Genomic DNA, 21,181 nt, shown 5'->3' on the forward strand with positions numbered 1-21,181 from the left:
CGTATCCTCAGGGAGCGGCTCGCGCCGCCTCCGACCTCCGCACCACCCAGGTCAGGCCCCGACGACCGCTTCGGCTCGCACGGACCCAACGAATAGGAATTCCCATGGCAGATATCACCATCAGCCCGGATGAGATCCGCGACGCGCTGAAGGACTTCGTCTCGTCGTACGAGCCGGGCAAGGCGTCCACCACCGAGGTCGGCTACGTCATCGACGCCGCCGACGGCATCGCCCACGTCGAGGGACTCCCCGGCGTCATGGCGAACGAGCTGATCCGCTTCTCCAACGGCGTGCTGGGCCTCGCCCAGAACCTCGACGAGAACGAGATCGGCGTCGTCGTCCTCGGCGAGTTCTCCGGCATCGAGGAGGGCATGGAGGTCACCCGCACCGGCGAGGTCCTCTCCGTCCCCGTCGGCGACGGCTACCTCGGCCGCGTCGTCGACCCGCTCGGCAACCCGATCGACGGACTCGGCGACATCGCCTCCGAGGGCCGCCGCGCCCTCGAGCTCCAGGCCCCCGGCGTCATGTCGCGCAAGTCGGTCCACGAGCCGCTGCAGACCGGCATCAAGGCCATCGACGCGATGATCCCCGTCGGCCGCGGCCAGCGCCAGCTCATCATCGGCGACCGCCAGACCGGCAAGACGGCCATCGCGATCGACACGATCATCAACCAGAAGGCCAACTGGGAGTCCGGCGACACGAACAAGCAGGTCCGCTGCATCTACGTCGCCATCGGCCAGAAGGGCTCGACCATCGCCTCGGTGAAGGGCGCGCTCGAGGACGCCGGAGCGATGGAGTACACGACGATCGTCGCGTCCCCCGCCTCGGACCCCGCCGGCTTCAAGTACCTCGCCCCCTACACCGGCTCGGCCATCGGCCAGCACTGGATGTACGGCGGCAAGCACGTGCTGATCATCTTCGACGACCTGTCGAAGCAGGCCGAGGCCTACCGCGCCGTGTCGCTCCTTCTGCGCCGTCCGCCGGGACGCGAGGCGTACCCCGGCGACGTCTTCTACCTGCACTCCCGCCTGCTGGAGCGCTGCGCGAAGCTGTCCGACGAGCTCGGCGCCGGCTCGATGACGGGTCTCCCGATCATCGAGACCAAGGCGAACGACGTCTCGGCGTACATCCCGACCAACGTGATCTCGATCACCGACGGCCAGATCTTCCTCCAGTCCGACCTCTTCAACGCCAACCAGCGTCCGGCGGTCGACGTGGGCATCTCGGTCTCGCGAGTCGGCGGTGACGCCCAGGTCAAGTCGATCAAGAAGGTCTCCGGAACGCTGAAGCTCGAGCTGGCGCAGTACCGCTCGCTCGAAGCCTTCGCGATGTTCGCCTCGGACCTCGACGCCGCCTCGCGCCGTCAGCTCGCCCGTGGCGCCCGCCTCACTGAGCTGCTCAAGCAGCCGCAGTACTCGCCGTACCCCGTCGAGGAGCAGGTCGTCTCGATCTGGGCCGGAACGAACGGCAAGCTCGACGAGGTGCCCGTCCCAGACGTGCTGCGCTTCGAGCGCGAGCTGCTCGACTACCTGGGCCGCAACACGCAGGTCCTCTCCACGCTGCGCGACACCAACGTGCTCTCCGACGACACCGTCGCCGAGCTGCACCGTGCCGTCGACGGCTTCAAGCTCGAGTTCCAGACCGGTGAGGGCAAGCCGCTCGCCTCGGTCGGGCGCGAGGAGCACAAGGCGATCTCGGCCGACGAGGTCGGCCAGGAGAAGATCGTCAAGGGCCGTCGCTAACAGCGGCCCCCTGACGATTCAGAGAAGGACTACAGGAGACACATGGGAGCGCAACTCCGGGTCTACCGGTCGAAGATCCGCTCGGCCCAGACGACCAAGAAGATCACCCGCGCCATGGAGCTGATCTCGGCCTCGCGCATCCAGAAGGCGCAGAACCGCGTCGCCGCCGCGGCGCCGTACTCGAACGCCATCACGCGCGCCGTGTCGGCCGTCGCGACCTACTCGAACGTCGAGCACCCGCTCACGACCGAGCGCGAGAAGCTCGATACGGCCGCGATCGTGATCTTCACCTCCGACCGCGGCCTCGCCGGCGCGTTCTCCTCGAGCGTGCTCAAGGAGGCGGAGGAGCTGGCCTCGCTGCTGCGCAGCGAGGGCAAGGAGGTCGTCTTCTACCTGGTCGGCCGCAAGGCGAACGCGTACTTCTCGTTCCGCCGGCGTCCGAGCGTCCGCATCTGGACGGGCGGCACCGACCAGCCGGTGTTCGAGACGGCGAAGGAGATCGCCGACGCGGTCGTCGACTCCTACAACCTCGATGACGAAGAGGGCGGAGTGGACGAGATCCACCTCGTGTACAACCGCTTCGTCAGCATGGTCACCCAGCAGCCGACCGTCGTCCGGCTCCTGCCGCTCGAGGTCGTCGAGGGCGCCGAGGATCAGAACACCGATCTGTACCCGCTCTACGAGTTCGAGCCCGACCCCGAGACGGTCCTCGACCGCCTCCTGCCGGTCTACGTCGAGAGCCGCATCTTCAACGCGATGCTGCAGTCGGCGGCCTCCGAGCACGCGGCGCGCCAGAAGGCGATGAAGTCGGCGAGCGACAACGCCGACACCCTCATCAAGACGTACACCCGGCTCGCGAACAACGCGCGCCAGACCGAGATCACGCAGCAGATCGCCGAGATCGTCGGCGGCGCCGACGCCCTGTCGTCCTCGAAGTAGACGGCGCACCTCCCCGACACGAAGCCTCCGCCCTCCGGGTGCGGTGAGACCACAGAAGGAAGAAGCAATGACACTGACCGCACCTGAGGCGGCGACCGGGACTCCGGGCGGGGCCGTCGGCCGTATCGCCCGCGTCACCGGCCCCGTCGTTGACATCGAGTTCCCCCACGACGCGATCCCCGAGGTCTACAACGCGCTCTACACGCACGTCGAGGTCGAGGGCGTCTCGTCCAAGCTGACCTTCGAGGTCGCGCAGCACCTGGGCGACGACCTCGTCCGCGCCATCTCGCTCAACCCGACCGACGGACTCGTCCGCGGCCAGGAGGTCCACGACACCGGCCTGCCGATCTCGGTCCCGGTCGGCGACGTGACCAAGGGCAAGGTCTTCAACGTGATCGGCGAGGTGCTCAACGCTGACGCCGACGGCACGATCAACGGACAGTCGTTCGAGATCACCGAGCGCTGGCCGATCCACCGCAAGCCCCCGGCGTTCGACCAGCTCGAGTCGAAGACCGAGCTCTTCGAAACCGGCATCAAGGTCATCGACCTCCTCACCCCGTACGTGCAGGGCGGCAAGATCGGCCTGTTCGGCGGAGCGGGCGTCGGCAAGACCGTCCTCATCCAGGAGATGATCCAGCGCGTCGCGCAGGACCACGGTGGAGTGTCCGTGTTCGCCGGCGTCGGCGAGCGCACCCGTGAGGGCAACGACCTCATCGCCGAGATGGAGGAGGCGGGCGTCTTCGACAAGACGGCCCTGGTCTTCGGCCAGATGGACGAGCCGCCGGGAACCCGCCTCCGCGTCGCGCTCTCCGCGCTGACGATGGCGGAGTACTTCCGCGACGTGCAGAAGCAGGACGTGCTGCTCTTCATCGACAACATCTTCCGCTTCACCCAGGCCGGCTCGGAGGTGTCGACCCTCCTGGGCCGCATGCCCTCCGCGGTGGGCTACCAGCCGAACCTCGCTGACGAGATGGGTGTGCTCCAGGAGCGCATCACCTCGACGCGCGGACACTCGATCACCTCGCTGCAGGCGATCTACGTCCCCGCCGACGACTACACCGACCCGGCGCCGGCCACGACGTTCGCGCACCTCGACGCGACGACCGAGCTCTCCCGTGAGATCGCGTCGAAGGGCCTCTACCCGGCCGTCGACCCGCTGACCTCGACCTCGCGCATTCTCGACCCCCGCTACCTGGGTGCCGACCACTACCGCGTGGCCACGAACGTCAAGCAGATCCTGCAGAAGAACAAGGAGCTGCAGGAGATCATCGCGATCCTCGGTGTCGACGAGCTCTCCGAGGAGGACAAGATCACGGTGTCGCGTGCGCGCCGGATCCAGCAGTTCCTCTCGCAGAACACGTACATGGCGAAGAAGTTCACCGGCGTGGAGGGCTCGACCGTCCCGCTGAAGGACACCATCGAGTCGTTCGACGCGATCGCCCGCGGCGAGTTCGACCACGTGGCGGAGCAGGCGTTCTTCAACGTCGGCCCGATCACGGACGTCGAGGAGAAGTGGGCCCAGATCCAGAAGGAGAACGGCTGATCATGGCCGCGTTCCTGAAGGTCAGCGTCGTCTCCGCGAACGCGGAGGTCTGGGCGGGTGAGGCCAAGCAGATCTCGGCCCGCACCGTCGAGGGCGAGATCGGCATCCTGGTCGGTCACGAGCCGATGCTCGCGATCCTCGCCTCCGGTGAGGTGCGCGTCACGGCCGCCGACGGCAGCCGGATCACCGCGCAGGCGGACGACGGCTTCCTGTCCGTCGAGAACGACGTCGTCACCGTCGTGGCCCGCGAGGCCGCGCTGGTCTGACGACCCGCCGCCTCGAGCGGCGACCGGAGGGGCCGGGTGATCATCGCGATCGCCCGGCCCCTCCGTCGTGCGCGGCGTCCCCTCGCCGCATTCCCCGCGTGCGCTCTCGCACGCCGTCCTCCCGAGGAGTCCCGTGCACGTCCTGCTTCCCCCGTCCGAGACCAAGCGCGACGGCGGATCGGCCGAGTTCCGGGTCGAGGCGCTGTCGTTCCCGGGGCTGACCGAGCGTCGAGTCGCCCTGCGCGATGCGCTGGTCGCGCTCGCCGGCGACCGGGATGCGGCTGCCCGCGCACTGAAGCTCGGTCCCCGCCAGCTCGGCGAGATCGAGCGCAACGCGGCCCTGCCGACCGCGCCGGCGATGCCCGCTGTGGACCGGTTCGACGGCGTGCTGTTCGACGCGCTCGAGGCGGCGTCGCTCTCGGCCGGGGCGCGCGGCGTCCTCGGCCGGATCGTCGTGGTGCAGTCCGCGCTCTGGGGTCCCGTCCGGGGCCTCGACGGCATCCCCGCGTACCGGCTGTCGCACGACTCGCGTATCCCCGGGATGCCGCTCAAGCGCTGGTGGGCTGCCGGGGCGGGGCGTGAGCTGTCGGCGCTCCCGGGACTCGTCCTCGACCTGCGCAGCGAGTCCTACGCGGCGCTCGGGCCGCTGCAGCCGGGGGAGGGGCGCTTCTTCGTCCGGGTGCGGTCGCGCGACGCGTCGGGGCAGCTGCGCAACCTCAACCACTTCAACAAGCAGGGCAAGGGCCTCTTCGTCCGCGCGCTCGCGGAGGACGGCGTCGAGACCGACTCCCTCGCCGAGCTGGTCGAGTGGGCGGCGTCCCGCGGGTTCGAGCTGGCGCCGAACGCCGGCAGCGGCGAGCTGGATCTGGTCGTGCGGTCGGCCTGAGCGTCAGGAGCGGGCGCGGAAGCAGCCGGTGAGGTGGTCGTCGACGACGCCGGCCGACTGCAGCAGGGCGTACATGGTCGTCGCACCGACGAAGCGGAAGCCGGCCTTCCGGAGCGCCTTCGAGAGCGCGAGGGACGCCGGCGTCGAGGTGGGGACATCGGCGGGGCGGACGACGCGGTCGGACGGCGTGTCCTCCTCGAACGACCAGACCAGGCGGTCGAGCGCGCCGTCGCCGTCGCGCTCGCGCAGGGCGACGGCCGCCTGCGCGTTGCCGATGGTCGCGAGGATCTTGGGGCGGCTGCGGATGATGCCGGCGTCCTCCATCAGCCGGTCCACGTCGTCCGTGTCCATCGCCGCGACGACGTCGAGATCGAAGCCGTGGAAGACCTCGCGGAACCGAGGCCGCTTGCGGAGGATGGTGATCCAGGAGAGCCCCGCCTGGAAGCCCTCGAGGCAGATCTTCTCGAAGAGCGGACGGTCTCCGTGCAGGGGGACGCCCCACTCCTCGTCGTGGTAGCGGCGGTACTCGACGTCGTCGCCGCTCCAGCCGCAGCGGACGGTCCCGTCCGCGTCGGTGATAAGCCCGTCCTCGACCGTCATCGGTGCGCGATCCCCTCGTGATCGAGCAGCCAGGCTTTCGTGGCGACGCCTTCGCCGGCGCTGAAGCCGGTGATCCGGCCGTCTCCGGCCAGCACGCGGTGGCAGCCGACGAGGATCGGGATCGGATTCGCGCCGACGGCGCCGCCGATGGGCCGGCCGGAGCGGAGCCGTCCCGTCGCCTGCCCGAGGGCACCGTAGGAGGTGATCTCGCCGAAGCCGATCCCCTGGAGAGCTCCCCAGATCTCCAGCTGGAAGGGCGTCCCGCGGAGCAGCAGCGGCAGGTCGAAGGTGCGCCGCTCACCCGCGAAGTAGGCGTCGAGCTGATCCACCGCGCTGCAGAGGACGGGGAGCGAGCCGTCGGGCAGGTGGTCGTGCGGGAGGATTCCGCCGTTCTCGATCGCGAGCGAGACGATCGACTCGCCGTCGCTGCCGACCTCGATCCGGCCGAGGGGGCTGACGGTGCGGCGCACGTGAAGGGGAGTCGTTCTCATGCCACGAGAGTATCCGCGGAACCCTCGGCCGACCGGCGGGAATCGGACATCGGTGGACGGCTCCGCAGCTAAGCGACCTGTGGAGGACGGAACGGGCGCGTCGAGATCCACTGACTTCGCAGTCCCGCCGTGCTGACGGTGGGCGGGTCTCGATGCGCCCCTGCGGGGCTACTCGACCAGCAGGGAGGAGGTGCTTCCAGCTGAAGGTCTGCAGCGCCGAGCGCTTCATGCTGATCGAGTAGCCCGCGGAGCGGGCGTATCGAGATCCACCCACCGAGAGACGGTGGGTCTCGATACGCCGCCTGCGGCGGCTACTCGACCAGCATGTCCTCGCGCGCGATGGGCTGTGGCTGGTCGACCAGCAGGTGGGCGCGCGTCCGGGCGCGGTCGGCGGGCGTCCTCCACAGGTGGCGTTCCGGCGATCTGTCTTCCGGTCGCCGTGGGTCCCGCCCCGCAGCGACGCCGGGCCCGCCACCGTTGCCGCATGACATCCACTGCATCGCCTCCGGTCCGTCCCGTCGATCACAGCGCCGTGCTCGCGGCGATCCCTCGCCTGGTCGGGTATCCGCCCCACGAGAGCGTCGTCCTCCTCCCGGTGAGGGGTGGGACGCCCACCGGCGCCCTCCGCTTCGACCTCGCTGTCGGCGATCCGACACGAGCCGCTCGGGTCTGGATCGGGGCCCTCGGGCGCTTCGGGCGTGTGGAGTGCCTGGTGATCGTGCTGTTCTCCTCCGGCCGACGCGTTCCGTCCGCCGGTGCGCTGATCGGCGCGCTGAGCAGTCGAGCGCAGGAGCTCGGAATCGCCGTGGAGGTGCTCGTCCCCGCCGGCCCGCGCCGCCCGAGCCGACCGGGCAGCGGAACGACGGTCCGCGGGACGTCCGGCGAGACCCCCTCGGCGGAGCTGCTGCCCGCCGTCGACCGAGGGGAGGCGCTGGCTATCGCGGCGGAGGTGGACGCGCTGCTCGACCGGCACCCGCGCGCTCGTCTCCCCGAGGCGGTGACGGCCGACGTCGAGTCCCTTCTGCTGCGCGCGGCCGCGGGGCGTCCCTGGCAGCCGCGGACCCGCGCGCTCGCCGCGCTCATCGTCGGCGCGCAACGGCGGGAAGGGCGGGAGCGGATCATCCGACTCGTCGCCTCTCCCGACCGCGCCGCTGCGCCGTCCGTCATCGGGCTCGTCGGGCACGCCGCCGCGGCGGCGCCGGGGACGGAGCGGGGACCGCTGCTGGTCCTGCTCGCCACGCTCCACTGGTCGTCGGGGTCGACCCGCTCAGCGGCGCTCCTCGCGCGGGAGGCGGTCCGGCTCGATCCGCACGATCACGACTCGCGGATCCTCGTAGCCGCGCTCGAGGGCGGCGAGCCGTGCCCGTGGGCCGTCGAGGGGCGCCGTGCCGCGTGAGGTGTGCTCAGCGGGCTCGTGCGCGCCGCCACTCGATCCGGCGGCGCGCACGAGCACGTCAGAGTCGTGCCCAGGCCTCCGTCAGCACCGAGCGGAGGATCTGCTCGATCTCGTCGAACTCCTTCGGACCGATCGTGAGCGGCGGCGCGAGCTGCACGACGGGGTCGCCGCGGTCGTCCGCCCGGCAGTACAGGCCGGCGTCGAAGAGCGCCTTCGAGAGGAAGCCGCGCAGCAGGCGCTCGGACTCCTCGGCGTCGAAGGTCTCCTTGGTCGTCTTGTCCTTGACCAGCTCGATCCCGAAGAAGTAGCCCGCGCCGCGGACGTCGCCGACGATCGGCAGGTCGAGCAGCTTCTCGAGCGTGGAGCGGAAGAGCGGCGAGTTCTCCCGCACGTTCTCGTTGAGCTTCTCCTCCTCGAAGATGTCGAGGTTCTCCAGCGCGACCGCGGCCGAGACGGGGTGTCCGCCGAAGGTGTAGCCGTGCGGGAAGGAGACCTCGCCGTGCCGGAAGGGCTCGTAGATGCGGTCGCTGACGATGGTGGCGCCGATGGGGGAGTAGCCGCTGGTCATGCCCTTCGCGCAGGTGATCATGTCCGGCACGTAGCCGTACTCGTCGCAGGCGAACATGTGGCCGATCCGCCCGAAGGCGCAGATCACCTCGTCCGAGACGAGGAGCACGTCGTGCCGGTCGCAGATCTCGCGCACCCGCTGGAAGTAGCCGGGCGGCGGGGGGAAGCAGCCACCGGAGTTCTGCACCGGCTCGAGGAAGACGGCGGCGACCGTCTCGGGGCCCTCGAACTCGATCATCTCCTCGATGCGGTCCGCCGCCCAGACGCCGAAGGCCTCCAGATCGTCGCCGTGCTGGGGCGCGCGGTAGAAGTTGGTGTTCGGCACGCGGAAGCCGCCGGGCACGATCGGCTCGAACATCGCCTTCATCGCCGGGATGCCGGTGATCGCCAGCGCGCCCTGCGGAGTGCCGTGGTAGGCGACCGAGCGCGAGATCACCTTGTGCTTGCCCGGCTTGCCCTGGAGCTTCCAGAAGTGCTTCGCCAGCTTGAAGGCCGTCTCGACGGCTTCACCGCCACCGGTCGAGAAGAACACGCGGTTGAGGTCGCCCGGTGCGTGATCCGCGAGGCGATCGGCGAGCTCGATCGCCGAGGGCGTCGCGTAGGACCAGAGCGGGAAGAACGAGAGCTCGGCCGCCTGCTTGGCCGCGGCCTCCGCGAGCCGCCGCCGGCCGTGGCCCGCGTTGACGACGAAGAGCCCGGAGAGCCCGTCGAGGTACTTGCGCCCGGTGCTGTCCCAGATGTGATGGCCCTCGCCCCGGGTGATGATGGGGACCCCCGCGCCGGAGTCCATCACCGACTGGCGGGTGAAGTGCATCCAGAGGTGGTCCTTGGCCTTCTTCTGCAGCGCCGCGTCGTCGAAGCCGGCCGGGGCGTCCTCGCCCTTCACCGGATCGCCGGACGCGAGGCCCTGGCTCGAGAATGCTGTCTCTGTGGTCATCGGTTACCGCGTTCCCCAGTTGTAGAACTGCTTGTGGAGTTTCAGATAGACGAAGGTCTCGGTCGAGAGCACCCCCGGGAGCGAACGGATCTCCTGGTTGAGCAGGGCGATCAGGTCGTCGTCGTTCTCGCAGACGACCTCGGCGAGGATGTCGAAGGTGCCGGCCGTCAGCACCACGTAGTCCACCGCGGGGATCGCCGCGAGGCTGTCCGCGACCACCCTGGTGTCCCCGGTGACGCGGACGCCGATCATCGCCTGCCGGTAGAAGCCGAGCTGCATCGGGTCGGTCACGGCGACGATCTGCATCACGCCCGACTCGGTCAGCTTCTGCACCCGCTGGCGGACGGCCGCCTCGCTGAGCCCGACCGCCTTGCCGATCTCGGCGTAGGACCGCCGGCCGTCGGCCTGCAGCTGCTCGATGATCGCCTTGGACACGTCGTCGAGCTGGAGCGGGCGCGGCGCAGGAGGGCGGGAGGGGCTCATGCGATGATCCTGGCAGCCTCGGCGGGGCCCGGCAAGTGAATCCGCATCGGCGAGGCGTCCCGGATGACGGAATCCACTGTCGCGGAAGCGCTCTCGCCCACGCGGGCGACGGTCGGTCCGATCCTCCGCGGGGGCGCTGCGCAGCGCCGCTGAGCGGGCGTCTCCGGTGCTCGCACAGCCGCTAGCATCGGAGGGATCGGCCCGCGTGCGCGGAGCCGGCGGAGGCGAGGAGACGCGATGACGCAGATCGGCCGCAGCCGAGCGTCGGTGACCGTCCCCGTCTCGGCCTGGTCGTCGGACACGCCCTCCGCGGAGGTCACCCTCGGCTGGGCGGCGCGCACCGAGGTCGGCCTGGTGCGCAGTGCCAACGAGGACAGCTACCTCGCGAAGACGCCGCTCTTCGCCGTCGCCGACGGGATGGGCGGCCACGCGGCCGGAGAGGTGGCGAGCGACGCCGTCGTGTCCCGGCTCTCCCTCGCCGCGACCGGCAGCACGGTGGGATCGGAGGAGATCGACCGCGCGCTCCGTGAGGCCGTGGACGACATCGCCCGCCAGTCGCAGACCGCCGACGGCGGGACCGGGACCACCGTCACCGGAGCGGCACTGACCGCCGTGGGCGGCGAGCCCTACTGGTCCGTCTTCAACATCGGCGACTCGCGCGTCTACCTCTGCGTCCAGGGCGCCCTGGTCCAGCTGACGGTCGACCACTCGATCGTCCAGGAGCTCGTCGATGCGGGCCTGATCACCCGGGACGAGGCCGACGTGCACCCGCACAGCAACGTGATCACCCGGGCGGTCGGCTTCCACGAGCCGCCCGTCCCCGACTACCGTCTCGTTCCCGTCATCGCCCCGTCGCGGCTGCTGATCTGCTCGGACGGCCTGACCAAGGAGCTCACGGACGCGGGCCTCGAGCACGTGCTCTCCACCGCGGAGACGGCCCAGGACGCCGCCGACGGACTGGTCGAGGCGGCGCTCGGCAACGGCGGACGCGACAACGTGACGGTGATCGTCGTCGACGTGCTCGCCGTCACCGGCGAGAGCGACTGATCGAGGATCCGGGAGGCCCGCCGGAGCCCCGGGTACCATGGGTCGAGGAGGGGTGGTCTCGGTGATCTGCAGCACGTGTGGCTCCACCCTCGATCCCGGGGCGATCCTCTGCGGAGAGTGCGGCACCTCGGTGGCCTCGCACGCGACTCCCGGCGCCTCCCGCCCCGCGTCGAGCGGCGACACCACCGTCCTCGACCCCTCGCGCCGTGCCTGGCTCCCCGGTCTCGCACCGGGCCGGCACCGGCGGCCCGCTCCCGGAGCGCCCATGGCGCCCCCGAGTCAGGGGCTCGTGAAGCTGATCTTCGCCTCCGGGCAGCACGCCATCGTCACCGGCAGCGGTCTCATCGGCCGCCAGCCGCTGCCGGATGCGGGCGAGACCTTCCGGCACATCCTCGCGGTCCCCGATCCGACGCGCTCGCTGTCGAAGACGCACCTCGAGTTCGGCTTCGACGAGGGCGGCCTGTGGGTCAGCGATCGATGGTCCGCGAACGGCACCGTGCTGGTCGCCCCGACGCAGGCCCCGCTCCCGCTCGAAGCGGGCCGCCGCTACCGCGCGAAGATCGGCAGCAGGCTCCTGCTGTCCGCGGTCGAGATGGCGGTGGAGCGGGTCGACGGCTCCTCCACAGCCTCGAACCGTCCACCGATCACCCGCTGACCCACCGCGCGCGGCCGGCGTCCGCTTCGCTGGTCGGATGACGATCCAGCACCCCCGGGCACGGCTCCTGCCGCCCACTCCGCCGAGCACGCCGCCGCGGCCGCCGTTCCCGTGGATCGCGGCGCTGACCCCCGTGCTGTCGTCCCTGGTGCTCTACGCGCTGACCTCGTCGCCGTACACGCTGGCCCTCGCCGCTCTCGGACCGGTGGTCGCGCTCGCCTCCTTCCTCGACGCGGCCCGTCTCCGCCGCCGCACCGCGCGGCGGGAGGCGGAGCGCTACTCCCGGGAGCTCGCGGAGCACGCCGTTGCGACGGCGGAGGCGCGGGCGGAGGAGCTCGCCGCCCTCCGCCGCGCGTCGCCGCTCCCGCTCGACGTCCTCGAGCAGCGCGTCCCGGCGGACGCCCGCTGGCGTCGGCCGGCGGAGGGACTCGAGGTCGTGCTCGGTCGGGCGAGGGGAACAGGGGAGGGGGCGCGAGAGGACGGGGAGGTGCTGCTGGCAGCGATGTCCTCGGGGATCGGCGTCGTCGGCCCCGCCGTCCTCACCCGCGCGCTGGTGCGGGGGCTCCTGGTGCAGATCGCGGAGCTCGTCGCGCCGGAAGCCCTCCGCATCGAGCTGCCGTCCGGAACCGGCTGGCGCTGCCTCCGCGCTCTTCCGCACACGCGGTCGGTCGGCGCGCCGCTCGCCCTCGCCGTCCTGGAGAGGGACGCGGCGACCGAGGCGGACGCCGTCCTCGCCCTCGCCGGCACAGCGGCCGAGCTGCCGAAGCGGTGCCGCTGCATCGTGCAGCTCGGCGGAGCCGGCGTCGCGAGCGTCGTCGGCCGGAGAGGGCCCGGCACGACGGAGCCGCTGGTCGTCGACTTCGTGGCCGCGGAGCAGGCGCGCGGCTACGCCGAGTCGCTCGCCGCCGCCCGCGGCGCAGGACCGGCGGAGCTCCCGGAGACCGTGCTGCTCTCCGACCTCGGTGCCCGGGACGGACCCGACGACGGCACCGGCCTCCCGGTGCTGCTGGGGCGGACGCCGAGCGGCCCGATCGAGATCGATCTGGTCCGCGACGGGCCGCACGCCGTCGTCGGCGGGACGACGGGGAGCGGCAAGAGCGAGCTCCTGATCGCCTGGGTCGTGGGGCTGGCGATCCGGCACTCGCCGACCGCCGTGACGTTCCTGCTCGCGGACTTCAAGGGCGGCGCGGGGTTCAGCGCGCTCCGGCCCCTCCCGCACGTGACCGGGGTGATCACCGATCTCGACACCGAGGGGGCTCTCCGCGCCTTCACCAGCATCGCCGCCGAGCTGCGCCGTCGCGAGGTGGTCCTCGCCGAGCGCGGCGTCCCGGACATCGCCCGGCTGGCACCCGGAGTGCTCGCGCGACTGGTCGTCGTCGTCGACGAGTGCGCGGTCGTGCTGGAGCGCGCACCGGAGCTGCACCGCACCTTCGCCGACATCGCCGCGCGCGGGCGCTCGCTCGGCGTCCACCTCGTGCTGTGCACCCAGCGGCCGGTGGGCGTCGTCCGCGACGCGGTCGCGGCGAACTGCGGCCTCCGGATCGCGCTCCGGGTGCACGACGCCGCCGACTCGCGAGCGCTGATCGGCTCGGACGCCGCCGCGCGGATCCCGCACCGCGCGGCGGGCCGGTGCGTGGTGTCGATCGGCGGCCGCGGGCAGCTGGTCCAGGCGGCCCTCGCGCAGGAGGACGACATCGCCAGGGCGAGGCGGAGCGGCGCCGGGTCTGCCCCGGCGCACCGGCCCTGGCTCGACCCGCTCCCCGACCGGATCCCCCTGCCGGAGCGCCGGCGGACGGGCCGGATCGCGCTCGGCGTCGTCGACCGCCCGGCCGAGCAGCGCCAGGACGTCGTCCACCTCGATCACCGCTCCCTCCTCGTCCTCGGAGCAGCGGGCTCCGGTCGCAGCGGCGCGCTCCGCACGGTCGCCGCGCAGCTCGGCGGCGCTCGCACGGTCGGCCCGCTCGACGTCGAGGAGGCCTGGGACGCGGTCGTCGCCGAGGAGGGGCCGTCCGGTCCGCTCCTGCTCGACGATCTGGATCTGCTCTTGCGGCGCTGCACCGAGGACGAGCGCCGGCGACTCCTCGACGCCCTGCAGACGGCGCTCCGCTCCGGCGGGGAGCCGATCGTCGCCACCGCCCGCCGGGCGACCGACGGGCTCGCCGGCCTCCGGGACGCCTTCGACGACGTCCTGCTGCTGCGCGCCGCACACCGGCAGGAGCACCAGCTGCTCGCGCTGCACGGCGAGCCGTACCGCGGCGACCTGCCCCCGGGCGGCGGCTGGTGGCGCGGGGAGCGGATCCAGGTCTTCGCGTCGCCGCCGTCGCCGCCGGGCAGGCGTCCGGCGGCCGTGCCGGTCGTGCCGAGGGGCGAGAAGCCCTTCGCGGTCCTGACGAATCGCGCGGGGGCGCTGAGGGCGAGGCTCACCGCGGCCGGCGTCCCCGCGCTCCCGGTCCCGGCGGTGGCGGACGGGCTGCCTCCGGCCGGCGCGGCGATCCTCGGGTCGGTCGCGGAGTGGTCCGTGGCGAGGGCGCTCCTCGCCCGCCTCCGCGCGAGCGCTCCCGTCGTGCTCGACCTCCCCCCGGCCGAGGCGCGGGTCGTGCTGGGTCCGCTCCCGCCGGCACCTCTCTGCGCGGGCGACAGGGTGCTGCTCCTGGTGGACGACCGTCTCCGTCGTGCGCGCTGGCCGGACGCCCCGGCGTCCTGACCACCGGCGCCGAACAGGAGGAATCCGTGGTCGGAGAGCCCTCGGAGCGCGGATTTCGTGACAATCATGTTTCCAGATCACCGATCTCCTCCGTCCGTCATCGACAGACGTCCGAGCACTGTGCCAGTATTTCCCCACGTTCACGCCGGTGGGCCCGAGCACCGACGCAGTCAGGAGCCGCAGCCATGACCCGTCCTCTCCCGAGGGACCCCGTCCTCCGCGAGGCCATCGCCGTCGCACGATCCCGCGAGCGGGAGCGGCGCGCGATGCTCTCGCGGCGCGCGGTCCTCGGCGGTCTCGGGCTCGGCGTCGGCGCGCTGGCGCTCGCCGGCTGCGCCCCGGTCTCGCGCGCCGCCCCCACCGCCGCGGTCGACGAGTCCGCCTCCGATCCGAGACTGGTCTGGGACAACTGGCCCGCCTATCTCGACGAGGACGACGACGGCGGCTACCCGACTCTGACGGCGTTCGAGGAGCAGTCCGGCATCTCCGTCACCTACAACGTCGCGGTCGACGACAACAACTCCTACTACGGCAAGGTCAAGGACCAGCTCGCGCTCGGCCAGTACATCGGCGCCGACACCGTCTGCCTGACCGAGTGGATGGTCTCGCGGCTGGCCCGGCGCGGCTACATCCAGGAGCTCGACCACGCGAACATCCCGAACATCGCGAACCTCACCCCCTCGCTCGCGAACCCGGACTTCGATCCGGGCCGCCACCGCTCCCTGCCGTTCCAGGCCGGCTTCGCCGGGATCTGCTGGAACAAGGAGAAGCTGCCGAACGGACTCGCGAGCGTGGAGGACCTCTGGGACCCGGCACTGCGCGGCCGGGTCGGCGTGCTCAGCGAGATGCGCGACACCATCGGGCTGATCATGCTCGCCCAGGGCACCGACATCGCCGGCTCCTGGGGGGACGACGAGTTCATGAACGCGATCGACGTCTTCCGGAAGCAGGTCGACGAGGGCCAGATCCGCAACATCAAGGGCAACGCGTACCTGAACGATCTGCAGAACGAGGACACCCTCGCGGCGATCTGCTGGTCGGGCGACATCACGCTGATCAACACCGAGGCCGGCGACAAGTGGGAGTTCGCGCTCCCCGACTCCGGCGGCACCCTGTGGAACGACACCTTCGTCGTGCCGATGGGCTCCCAGCGCAAGGCCAATGCGGAAGCGCTGATGAACTACTACTACGAGCCGGAGGTCGCCGCCGAGGTGGCCGCCTGGGTCAACTACATCACCCCCGTCGACGGAGCGAAGGACGCCATGGAGAGCATCGACCCGGAGCTGGCCGAGAACCAGCTGATCTTCCCCGACGAGGACACGCTCGCGCAGTCCCACATCTTCCGGACGCTCACCGCGGACGAGGAGAAGGACTACCAGGCCGAGTTCCAGAAAGTGCTGCTGGGCATCTGATGGCGATGGGAACCTTCGCCGAGCGCGGCGCCGACCTCGAGCTGGTCGGGATCAGCAAGCAGTACCCGGGCTTCACCGCCATCGACTCGCTGGATCTCACGATCCCCGCGGGCTCCTTCTTCGCCCTGCTCGGACCCTCGGGCTGCGGGAAGACCACTACCCTGCGCCTCGTCGCGGGCCTCGAGGAGCCCAGCGCCGGCCGGATCCTCATCGGCGGAAAGGACGTCACGGCCACCAAGACCTTCCAGCGCCCGGTCAACACGGTCTTCCAGTCGTACGCGCTGTTCCCGCACATGTCGATCCTCGAGAACGTCGCCTTCGGTCTCAAGCGCCGGCGGATCGACGAGCCGGTCGGCAAGGCGCACGAGGCGCTCCGGCTGGTCGAGCTCGACCACCTCGCCCAGCGCCGCCCGGCCCAGCTCTCGGGCGGGCAGCAGCAGCGGGTCGCCCTCGCCCGGGCCATCGTCAACCGGCCCGCGCTCCTGCTCCTCGACGAGCCGCTCGGCGCGCTCGACCTCAAGCTCCGCCGCCAGATGCAGCTCGAGCTGAAGTCGATCCAGGAGGAGGTCGGCCTCACCTTCCTGCACGTCACGCACGACCAGGAGGAGGCCATGACCATGGCCGACACGGTCGCGGTGATGAACAAGGGCCGGATCGAGCAGATGGGCGCCCCCGAGGCGCTCTACGAGCTCCCGCGGACGGTCTTCGTCGCGAACTTCCTCGGCCAGTCGAACCTCTTCACCGGCGAGGTCGTCGGCTCGACCGCCACCGCGCTGACGATCGCGGCCGGCGACGCCCGGATCGTCGTGCCCACCGCCCGTGCCGCTCGCGAGTCCGGGGAGATGACCATCGGCGTCCGCCCCGAGAAGCTCCTCCTGCTCACCGAGGCGCCGGCCGACACTCCGGACCGCAACGTGCTCGGGCCGGGCCGCGTGGTCGACGTCTCCTTCAGCGGCGTCAGCACGCAGTACACGATCGAGATCCCGACTCTCGGCTCGATCGTCGTCTTCGCGCAGAACATGGTCTTCGGGCCGGTCGTCGGCGAGGGCGCGCAGGTCTGGGTCAGCTGGAGCATCGAGCACGGCTTCGGGCTGGCCGACGAGCCGGGCACCGTGCCCCGCTTCGCCGCCGACGACTCCACCCGCTCGATCGCCCTGCAGAAGCGCGGGCTGCTCGCCGGTCGCTCCGGAGGGGCGTAGGCATGGCCTTCGCCGCGTTCGCGACCGGCTCGGCCGACACGCTCGATCCGCCGGTCCGCCGGCGGTCGACGATCGCCCTGGTGCTCCTGCTGCCGGGCATCGTCTACATGCTGCTGTTCTTCCTGACGCCGCTGATCTCGCTCGTGCTGACCTCGTTCCAGGTCGAGGTGCCGGACGGCGACATCGGCGAGTACGCGCCGGGCTTCGCCTGGCAGAACTACCTCGTCGTGATGGCCGACTACTGGCCGCACGCGATCCGCTCCTTCGGCTACGCGCTGATCGCCACGGTGCTCGCGCTCGTCATCAGCTACCCGCTCGCCTACTTCATCGGCGTCAAGGCACGGCCGTGGCCGCTGCTGCAGAACCTGCTGCTGACGCTGGTGATCGCGCCGTTCTTCATCAGCTTCCTGCTCCGCACCCTGGCCTGGAAGCAGATCCTCGCCGACGAGAGCCCGCTCGTGCAGGCCCTCAAGACCGTCGCGATCCTGCCCTCCGACGGCCACCTCACGGGGACCCCGATCGCCGTCGTCTTCGGCATCACCTACAACTTCATCCCCTTCATGACGCTGCCGCTCTACACGACGCTCGAGCGGCTGGACACCCGGCTGCTCGAGGCCGGCTCCGACCTCTACGCCCGCCCCGCCTCGGTCTTCTGGAAGGTCACCGTGCCGCTCTCGATGCCCGGCATCGTCTCGGGGACGCTGCTCACCTTCATCCCGGCCGCGGGCGACTACATCAACGCGAGCCGCGACTTCCTCGGCTCGTCGCAGACCTCGATGGTGGGCAACGCGATCGAGGCGAACTTCCTGACCCTCGAGAACTACCCGGCCGCCGCCGCGCTGTCGATCGTCCTGATGGCCGTGATCCTGGTCATCGTCGGCTTCTACGTGAAGCGCAGTGGAACGGAGGACCTCCTGTGACCGCCACCGCCGACCGGCCCGTCGCGAGCGCCCAGGAGGCGCTGGGGGCACCCGCTCCCGCACCGGTGCGAGGCCCGCGTCGCTTCAAGGGCCTCGGGCTCGGGATCTACACCGCCCTCGCCCTGATCTTCCTGCTGATCCCCATCGGCTACACCTTCGTCTACTCGTTCAACGACTCGGGCAAGAGCAACCTCGCCTGGCGGGGCTTCACCTTCGACAAGTGGGTGTCGGCGTGGACGAGCGAGGAGGTGATGACGGCGTTCGGCAACAGCCTGCTGGTCGGCGTCGTCGCGACGGTGCTGGCCACCGCGCTCGGGACGATGATCGCCATCGCACTCGTGCGGTTCCGCTTCCGGTTCCGCTCCGCGATCAGCCTGCTGCTGTTCCTGCCGATGGCCACGCCAGAGGTGGTGCTCGGCGCCGGTCTGGCCGCCCAGTTCCTCGCGGTCGGCACCGAGAAGGGCCTCGTGACGATCATCCTGGCGCACACGATGTTCTGCATCAGCTTCGTCGTGGTGACGGTGAAGGCGCGCGTCGCGAGCCTCGACCCGCGACTCGAGGAGGCGGGGCGCGACCTCTACGCCTCACCGGGCCAGGTCTTCTGGCGGATCACCTTCCCGCTGCTGCTGCCCGGCATCCTCGCGGCGGCCCTGCTCTCGTTCGCGCTGAGCTTCGACGACTTCATCATCACGAACTTCAACTCCGGCTCCGTCACCACGTTCCCGAAGTACATCTACATCGCGGCGGCCCGCGGCATCCCCGCCGAGGCGAACGTGATCGCGTCGGCGGTGTTCGTGCTGGCGATCCTGATCGTCGTCGTCACGCAGGTGTCGGCGGCGGCCCGGGCGAAGCGGCTGGCGCGCACGCAGTAGCGGCGCGACCGGCCGCTCCGGCGGCGCCCCGGCGCCTCAGACGTAGGAGGCGCGGACCGCGCCGACCGGCTTGCCGCCGCCGGTGACGACCGGGTTGAGCCGCACCAGCACCTCGTTCGCCGCCGTGCGGTCCACGGTGCCCGCCTCCACCAGCAGCTTGAGCGCGACCACCGTGGCGGCGCGCAGGCTGCCGTCGAGGATCTTGAGCGCGACCGTCGTGCCGTCGGGCGAGGCCATCACGAGCACTCCCTCCGCGCCGAGCTTGGCGACCAGGCCGAGCCGCTCGATCACGACGGTGTTGTCGCGGCCGGGGCCGTCCAGCGCCCACGCGTTCTCGAGGATCGCCTCGGTGAGCACGCCCGCCTGCCGGTAGAGCCCGAACGGCGAGGCGGGGGAGGAGGAGACGATCCGCGAGATCCCCTTCGCCAGCGCGGTCAGCGGCAGTGCGTGCACCGGTGCGCCGCAGCCGTCGACGGCCGAGCCCGCGATCCGCTCGCCGGTCAGGCGCTCGATCGTGTCCACGATGTGCTGCTGCAGCGGGTGCGAGCGCTCGAGGTAGTCGTCGGTGCTCCAGCCGTTCTGCACGCAGGCGAGCAGCATCGCCGCGTGCTTGCCGGAGCAGTTCATGTAGAGCGGGTCCGCGCTGGCTCCGGCGCGCAGCAGCTTGGTGCGCGAGGCCGAGTCGCTCGGCCAGTCGGCCGGGCACTGCAGGGCGGTGTGGTCGAGGCCCGCGCGGAAGAGCAGATTCTGCACCAGGGCGACGTGCTGCGGGATGCCGGCGTGGCTCGCGGTCGCGATCACCGCCTCCGCCCCGCTCAGCTCGACGCCGGCGGTCATCACGGCGAGGGCCTGGAAGGGCTTCAGGCAGGAGCGGGGGAGGACCGGCGCCGTCGGGGTGCCCAGGGTGCGGGCCACGCGGCCGTCGGAGTCGAGGAGCACGGCCGACCCGGCGTGGCGCGACTCGACGAAGCCGGAGCGCTCGACCACCGCCAGTTCGACGGACTCGGCGAGGGTGAAGGTACCTGCGGACATCCCCCCATCTTGCCCGACGGCCCGGCGCCTCCTGAGCGGAGGGGCCGGGCCGTCGTCGGTGCGAGCGGGGCTCAGAGGGTCGCGAACGCCTCGCCGAGGACGGCCACGGCCTCGTCCAGCAGCTCGTCCGTGAGGGCGAGGCTGGGGAGGAAGCGCACCACGTTGCCGTAGGTGCCGGCGCTGAGCACGAGCACGCCGTGCTTCGCGGCGTAGTCGATGATCGCGCCGACCGCCGCGGTGTTCGGCCGCTTGGTCGTCTGCGCGGTCCCCGGCTCGACGAGCTCGATCGCCATCATCGCGCCGATGCCGCGCACGTCGCCGATGATGTCGTAGCGCTCCTGCAGGGCGTGCAGCGCGGCACCGAGACGGGCGCCGATCCGGTCGGCCTCGGCGAGGAGGCCGTCCTGCTCGATCCGCTCGAAGACGGCGACCGCCGCGGCCGCTGCGACGGGGTTGCCGCCGAAGGTGCCGCCGAGGCCGCCGGCCTGCGCGGAGTCCATGATCTCGGCGCGACCGGTGACACCGGCGAGCGGCAGGCCGCCCGCGATGCCCTTGGCCGAGAGCACCAGATCCGGGACGAGGCCGAAGTGCTCGCTGGCGAACCAGGCGCCGGTGCGGGCCATGCCCGACTGGATCTCGTCGGCGACGAAGACGATGCCGTTCGCGGTGCACCACTTCTGCAGCGCGGGCAGGAAGCCCTGCGCCGGGACCATGAAGCCGCCCTCGCCCTGGACGGGCTCGACGACGAGGCAGGCCAGCGCGGACACTCCGACCGTCTTCTCGAGGTAGGAGATCGTCTGCTCGGCCGCCTCGGCGCCCGAGAGGCCGTCGTGGTAAGGGTACGAGCTCGGCGCGCGGTGGACGTCGCTCGCGAACGGGCCGAAGCCGAGTCCGTAGGGGAGCGCCTTGAAGTTCATCGCCATCGTCAGGTTCGTGCGGCCGTGGTAGGCGTGGTCGAGCACCGCGACGCCGGGGCGGCCGGTGTGCTTGCGGGCGATCTTGACCGCGTTCTCGACGGCCTCGGCGCCGGAGTTGACCAGCACGGTCTTCTTCGCATGGTCGCCGGGGGTGTGCTCGCCGAGCAGCTCCGCGACGCGGATGTACGGCTCGTAGGGCGTGACGGTGAAGAGCGTGTGGGTGAGGCGGCCGAGCTGCGCGGTGGCGGCGGCGACGACCGCGTCGTCGGTGTGGCCGATCGTCGTCACGCCGATGCCGGCGCCCAGGTCGATGAACTGGTTGCCGTCGACGTCGACGAGGATCGCGCCGTGCGCGCGGTCGATGTAGACGGGGAGCGCGGTGCCGACTCCGGTGGGGACGACGGCGAGGCGGCGCTCGTGCAGGGCCCTCGATCGCGGCCCCGGGATCTCGGTCGCGACGCGACGCTCCTGGGGGACGGCCGACGTGGGAACCTGGGGAGCGAGCGTGTCTGTCATGGTCCCCCGAGTGTACCCACGGGCCTCGGAGGAGCAGGGGTCCAGACCGTCGAGACC

19 protein-coding genes are annotated in these 21,181 nt (G+C 71.4%); 13 read left to right on the forward strand and 6 right to left on the reverse strand.

Features of this window, described 5'->3' with window-relative positions:
• The first annotated feature begins 104 nt into the window (after nt 1-104).
• The 5 genes from atpA to C1I64_RS03380 all read left to right on the forward strand — a co-directional run bounded on the left by atpA (nt 105) and on the right by C1I64_RS03380 (nt 5,376).
• The gene (atpA, locus tag C1I64_RS03360) at nt 105-1,742 is read left to right on the forward strand and encodes a F0F1 ATP synthase subunit alpha (RefSeq protein WP_123702905.1); all 1,638 of its coding nucleotides are present in this window, start codon (nt 105-107) and stop codon (nt 1,740-1,742) included.
• A 42-nt stretch (nt 1,743-1,784) separates the two neighbouring features.
• The gene (locus C1I64_RS03365; protein ID WP_123445506.1) at nt 1,785-2,681 is read left to right on the forward strand and encodes a F0F1 ATP synthase subunit gamma; all 897 of its coding nucleotides are present in this window, start codon (nt 1,785-1,787) and stop codon (nt 2,679-2,681) included.
• A gap of 67 nt (nt 2,682-2,748) precedes the next feature.
• Nucleotides 2,749-4,224, forward strand: a complete 1,476-nt coding sequence (gene atpD / locus C1I64_RS03370) for a F0F1 ATP synthase subunit beta (protein ID WP_123445507.1) — start codon at nt 2,749-2,751, stop codon at nt 4,222-4,224.
• Between the two features lie 2 nt (nt 4,225-4,226).
• Nucleotides 4,227-4,490 (forward strand): F0F1 ATP synthase subunit epsilon, encoded by a 264-nt coding sequence (locus C1I64_RS03375; RefSeq protein ID WP_123732037.1) that lies wholly within the window; start codon nt 4,227-4,229, stop codon nt 4,488-4,490.
• Nucleotides 4,491-4,623: 133 nt separating this feature from the next.
• A complete protein-coding gene (locus C1I64_RS03380) occupies nt 4,624-5,376 on the forward strand; it encodes a YaaA family protein (protein ID WP_127886205.1) in 753 nt (250 codons plus the stop codon).
• Nucleotides 5,377-5,379: 3 nt separating this feature from the next.
• Here C1I64_RS03380 and C1I64_RS03385 read toward each other — a convergent pair whose 3' ends face one another.
• Together C1I64_RS03385 and C1I64_RS03390 are read right to left on the reverse strand one after the other, a co-directional pair.
• A complete protein-coding gene (locus C1I64_RS03385; RefSeq protein ID WP_127886206.1) occupies nt 5,380-5,976 on the reverse strand; it encodes a DNA-3-methyladenine glycosylase I in 597 nt (198 codons plus the stop codon).
• Nucleotides 5,973-6,467 (reverse strand): methylated-DNA--[protein]-cysteine S-methyltransferase, encoded by a 495-nt coding sequence (locus tag C1I64_RS03390; RefSeq protein WP_127886207.1) that lies wholly within the window; start codon nt 6,465-6,467, stop codon nt 5,973-5,975. Before C1I64_RS03390 ends, C1I64_RS03385 begins: the two co-directional genes overlap by 4 nt.
• A 484-nt stretch (nt 6,468-6,951) precedes the next feature.
• On the opposite strand from C1I64_RS03390, the gene C1I64_RS03395 reads away from it, so the two are divergent.
• Nucleotides 6,952-7,863 (forward strand): DUF4192 family protein, encoded by a 912-nt coding sequence (locus C1I64_RS03395; protein ID WP_127886208.1) that lies wholly within the window; start codon nt 6,952-6,954, stop codon nt 7,861-7,863.
• Between the two features lie 58 nt (nt 7,864-7,921).
• Here C1I64_RS03395 and C1I64_RS03400 read toward each other — a convergent pair whose 3' ends face one another.
• Nucleotides 7,922-9,244 (reverse strand): aspartate aminotransferase family protein, encoded by a 1,323-nt coding sequence (locus tag C1I64_RS03400; RefSeq protein WP_244209562.1) that lies wholly within the window; start codon nt 9,242-9,244, stop codon nt 7,922-7,924.
• Between the two features lie 126 nt (nt 9,245-9,370).
• Entirely contained in the window at nt 9,371-9,850 is a 480-nt protein-coding gene (locus C1I64_RS03405; RefSeq protein WP_123445514.1) for an Lrp/AsnC family transcriptional regulator, read from the reverse strand.
• A gap of 237 nt (nt 9,851-10,087) precedes the next feature.
• On the opposite strand from C1I64_RS03405, the gene C1I64_RS03410 reads away from it, so the two are divergent.
• The 7 genes from C1I64_RS03410 to C1I64_RS03440 all read left to right on the forward strand — a co-directional run bounded on the left by C1I64_RS03410 (nt 10,088) and on the right by C1I64_RS03440 (nt 18,659).
• Nucleotides 10,088-10,897: a PP2C family protein-serine/threonine phosphatase gene (locus C1I64_RS03410; protein WP_127886210.1), complete on the forward strand. Its 810-nt coding sequence runs from the start codon at nt 10,088-10,090 to the stop codon at nt 10,895-10,897.
• Nucleotides 10,898-11,162: 265 nt separating this feature from the next.
• Nucleotides 11,163-11,552: an FHA domain-containing protein gene (locus C1I64_RS03415; protein ID WP_133961659.1), complete on the forward strand. Its 390-nt coding sequence runs from the start codon at nt 11,163-11,165 to the stop codon at nt 11,550-11,552.
• Between the two features lie 37 nt (nt 11,553-11,589).
• Nucleotides 11,590-14,256 (forward strand): FtsK/SpoIIIE domain-containing protein, encoded by a 2,667-nt coding sequence (locus tag C1I64_RS03420; protein WP_127886212.1) that lies wholly within the window; start codon nt 11,590-11,592, stop codon nt 14,254-14,256.
• A 185-nt stretch (nt 14,257-14,441) separates the two neighbouring features.
• Complete coding sequence (locus C1I64_RS03425) at nt 14,442-15,668, forward strand: ABC transporter substrate-binding protein (protein WP_123445518.1); 1,227 nt, start codon at nt 14,442-14,444, stop codon at nt 15,666-15,668.
• Complete coding sequence (locus C1I64_RS03430) at nt 15,668-16,867, forward strand: ABC transporter ATP-binding protein (RefSeq protein ID WP_127886213.1); 1,200 nt, start codon at nt 15,668-15,670, stop codon at nt 16,865-16,867. Before C1I64_RS03425 ends, C1I64_RS03430 begins: the two co-directional genes overlap by 1 nt.
• Before the next feature lie 2 nt (nt 16,868-16,869).
• Complete coding sequence (locus C1I64_RS03435) at nt 16,870-17,787, forward strand: ABC transporter permease (RefSeq protein ID WP_123445520.1); 918 nt, start codon at nt 16,870-16,872, stop codon at nt 17,785-17,787.
• A 104-nt stretch (nt 17,788-17,891) separates the two neighbouring features.
• On the forward strand, nt 17,892-18,659 hold the full coding sequence (locus tag C1I64_RS03440) for an ABC transporter permease (RefSeq protein WP_243587282.1): 768 nt from the start codon (nt 17,892-17,894) through the stop codon (nt 18,657-18,659).
• Nucleotides 18,660-18,695: 36 nt separating this feature from the next.
• Here the strand turns inward: C1I64_RS03440 and C1I64_RS03445 are convergent, their stop codons facing one another.
• Together C1I64_RS03445 and gabT are read right to left on the reverse strand one after the other, a co-directional pair.
• A complete protein-coding gene (locus C1I64_RS03445) occupies nt 18,696-19,691 on the reverse strand; it encodes an asparaginase (RefSeq protein ID WP_123702932.1) in 996 nt (331 codons plus the stop codon).
• A gap of 71 nt (nt 19,692-19,762) precedes the next feature.
• Nucleotides 19,763-21,124, reverse strand: coding sequence for a 4-aminobutyrate--2-oxoglutarate transaminase (gene gabT / locus C1I64_RS03450; RefSeq protein WP_127886214.1), 1,362 nt, complete (start codon nt 21,122-21,124; stop codon nt 19,763-19,765).
• Between the last annotated feature and the right edge of the window lie 57 nt (nt 21,125-21,181).

Origin of the sequence: Rathayibacter festucae DSM 15932 (assembly GCF_004011135.1) — a bacterium.
Classification (GTDB): domain Bacteria; phylum Actinomycetota; class Actinomycetes; order Actinomycetales; family Microbacteriaceae; genus Rathayibacter; species Rathayibacter festucae.

Coding starts and splice junctions, on each gene's coding strand:
- atpA (WP_123702905.1), top strand. CDS start 105: ATGGCAGATATCACCATCAGCCCGGATGAGATCCGCGACGCGCTGAAG.
- C1I64_RS03365 (WP_123445506.1), top strand. CDS start 1,785: ATGGGAGCGCAACTCCGGGTCTACCGGTCGAAGATCCGCTCGGCCCAG.
- atpD (WP_123445507.1), top strand. CDS start 2,749: ATGACACTGACCGCACCTGAGGCGGCGACCGGGACTCCGGGCGGGGCC.
- C1I64_RS03375 (WP_123732037.1), top strand. CDS start 4,227: ATGGCCGCGTTCCTGAAGGTCAGCGTCGTCTCCGCGAACGCGGAGGTC.
- C1I64_RS03385 (WP_127886206.1), bottom strand. CDS start 5,976: ATGACGGTCGAGGACGGGCTTATCACCGACGCGGACGGGACCGTCCGC.
- C1I64_RS03390 (WP_127886207.1), bottom strand. CDS start 6,467: ATGAGAACGACTCCCCTTCACGTGCGCCGCACCGTCAGCCCCCTCGGC.
- C1I64_RS03395 (WP_127886208.1), top strand. CDS start 6,952: ATGACATCCACTGCATCGCCTCCGGTCCGTCCCGTCGATCACAGCGCC.
- C1I64_RS03400 (WP_244209562.1), bottom strand. CDS start 9,244: ATGCACTTCACCCGCCAGTCGGTGATGGACTCCGGCGCGGGGGTCCCC.
- C1I64_RS03405 (WP_123445514.1), bottom strand. CDS start 9,850: ATGAGCCCCTCCCGCCCTCCTGCGCCGCGCCCGCTCCAGCTCGACGAC.
- C1I64_RS03410 (WP_127886210.1), top strand. CDS start 10,088: ATGACGCAGATCGGCCGCAGCCGAGCGTCGGTGACCGTCCCCGTCTCG.
- C1I64_RS03415 (WP_133961659.1), top strand. CDS start 11,163: ATGGCGCCCCCGAGTCAGGGGCTCGTGAAGCTGATCTTCGCCTCCGGG.
- C1I64_RS03420 (WP_127886212.1), top strand. CDS start 11,590: ATGACGATCCAGCACCCCCGGGCACGGCTCCTGCCGCCCACTCCGCCG.
- C1I64_RS03425 (WP_123445518.1), top strand. CDS start 14,442: ATGACCCGTCCTCTCCCGAGGGACCCCGTCCTCCGCGAGGCCATCGCC.
- C1I64_RS03430 (WP_127886213.1), top strand. CDS start 15,668: ATGGCGATGGGAACCTTCGCCGAGCGCGGCGCCGACCTCGAGCTGGTC.
- C1I64_RS03435 (WP_123445520.1), top strand. CDS start 16,870: ATGGCCTTCGCCGCGTTCGCGACCGGCTCGGCCGACACGCTCGATCCG.
- C1I64_RS03445 (WP_123702932.1), bottom strand. CDS start 19,691: ATGTCCGCAGGTACCTTCACCCTCGCCGAGTCCGTCGAACTGGCGGTG.
- gabT (WP_127886214.1), bottom strand. CDS start 21,124: ATGACAGACACGCTCGCTCCCCAGGTTCCCACGTCGGCCGTCCCCCAG.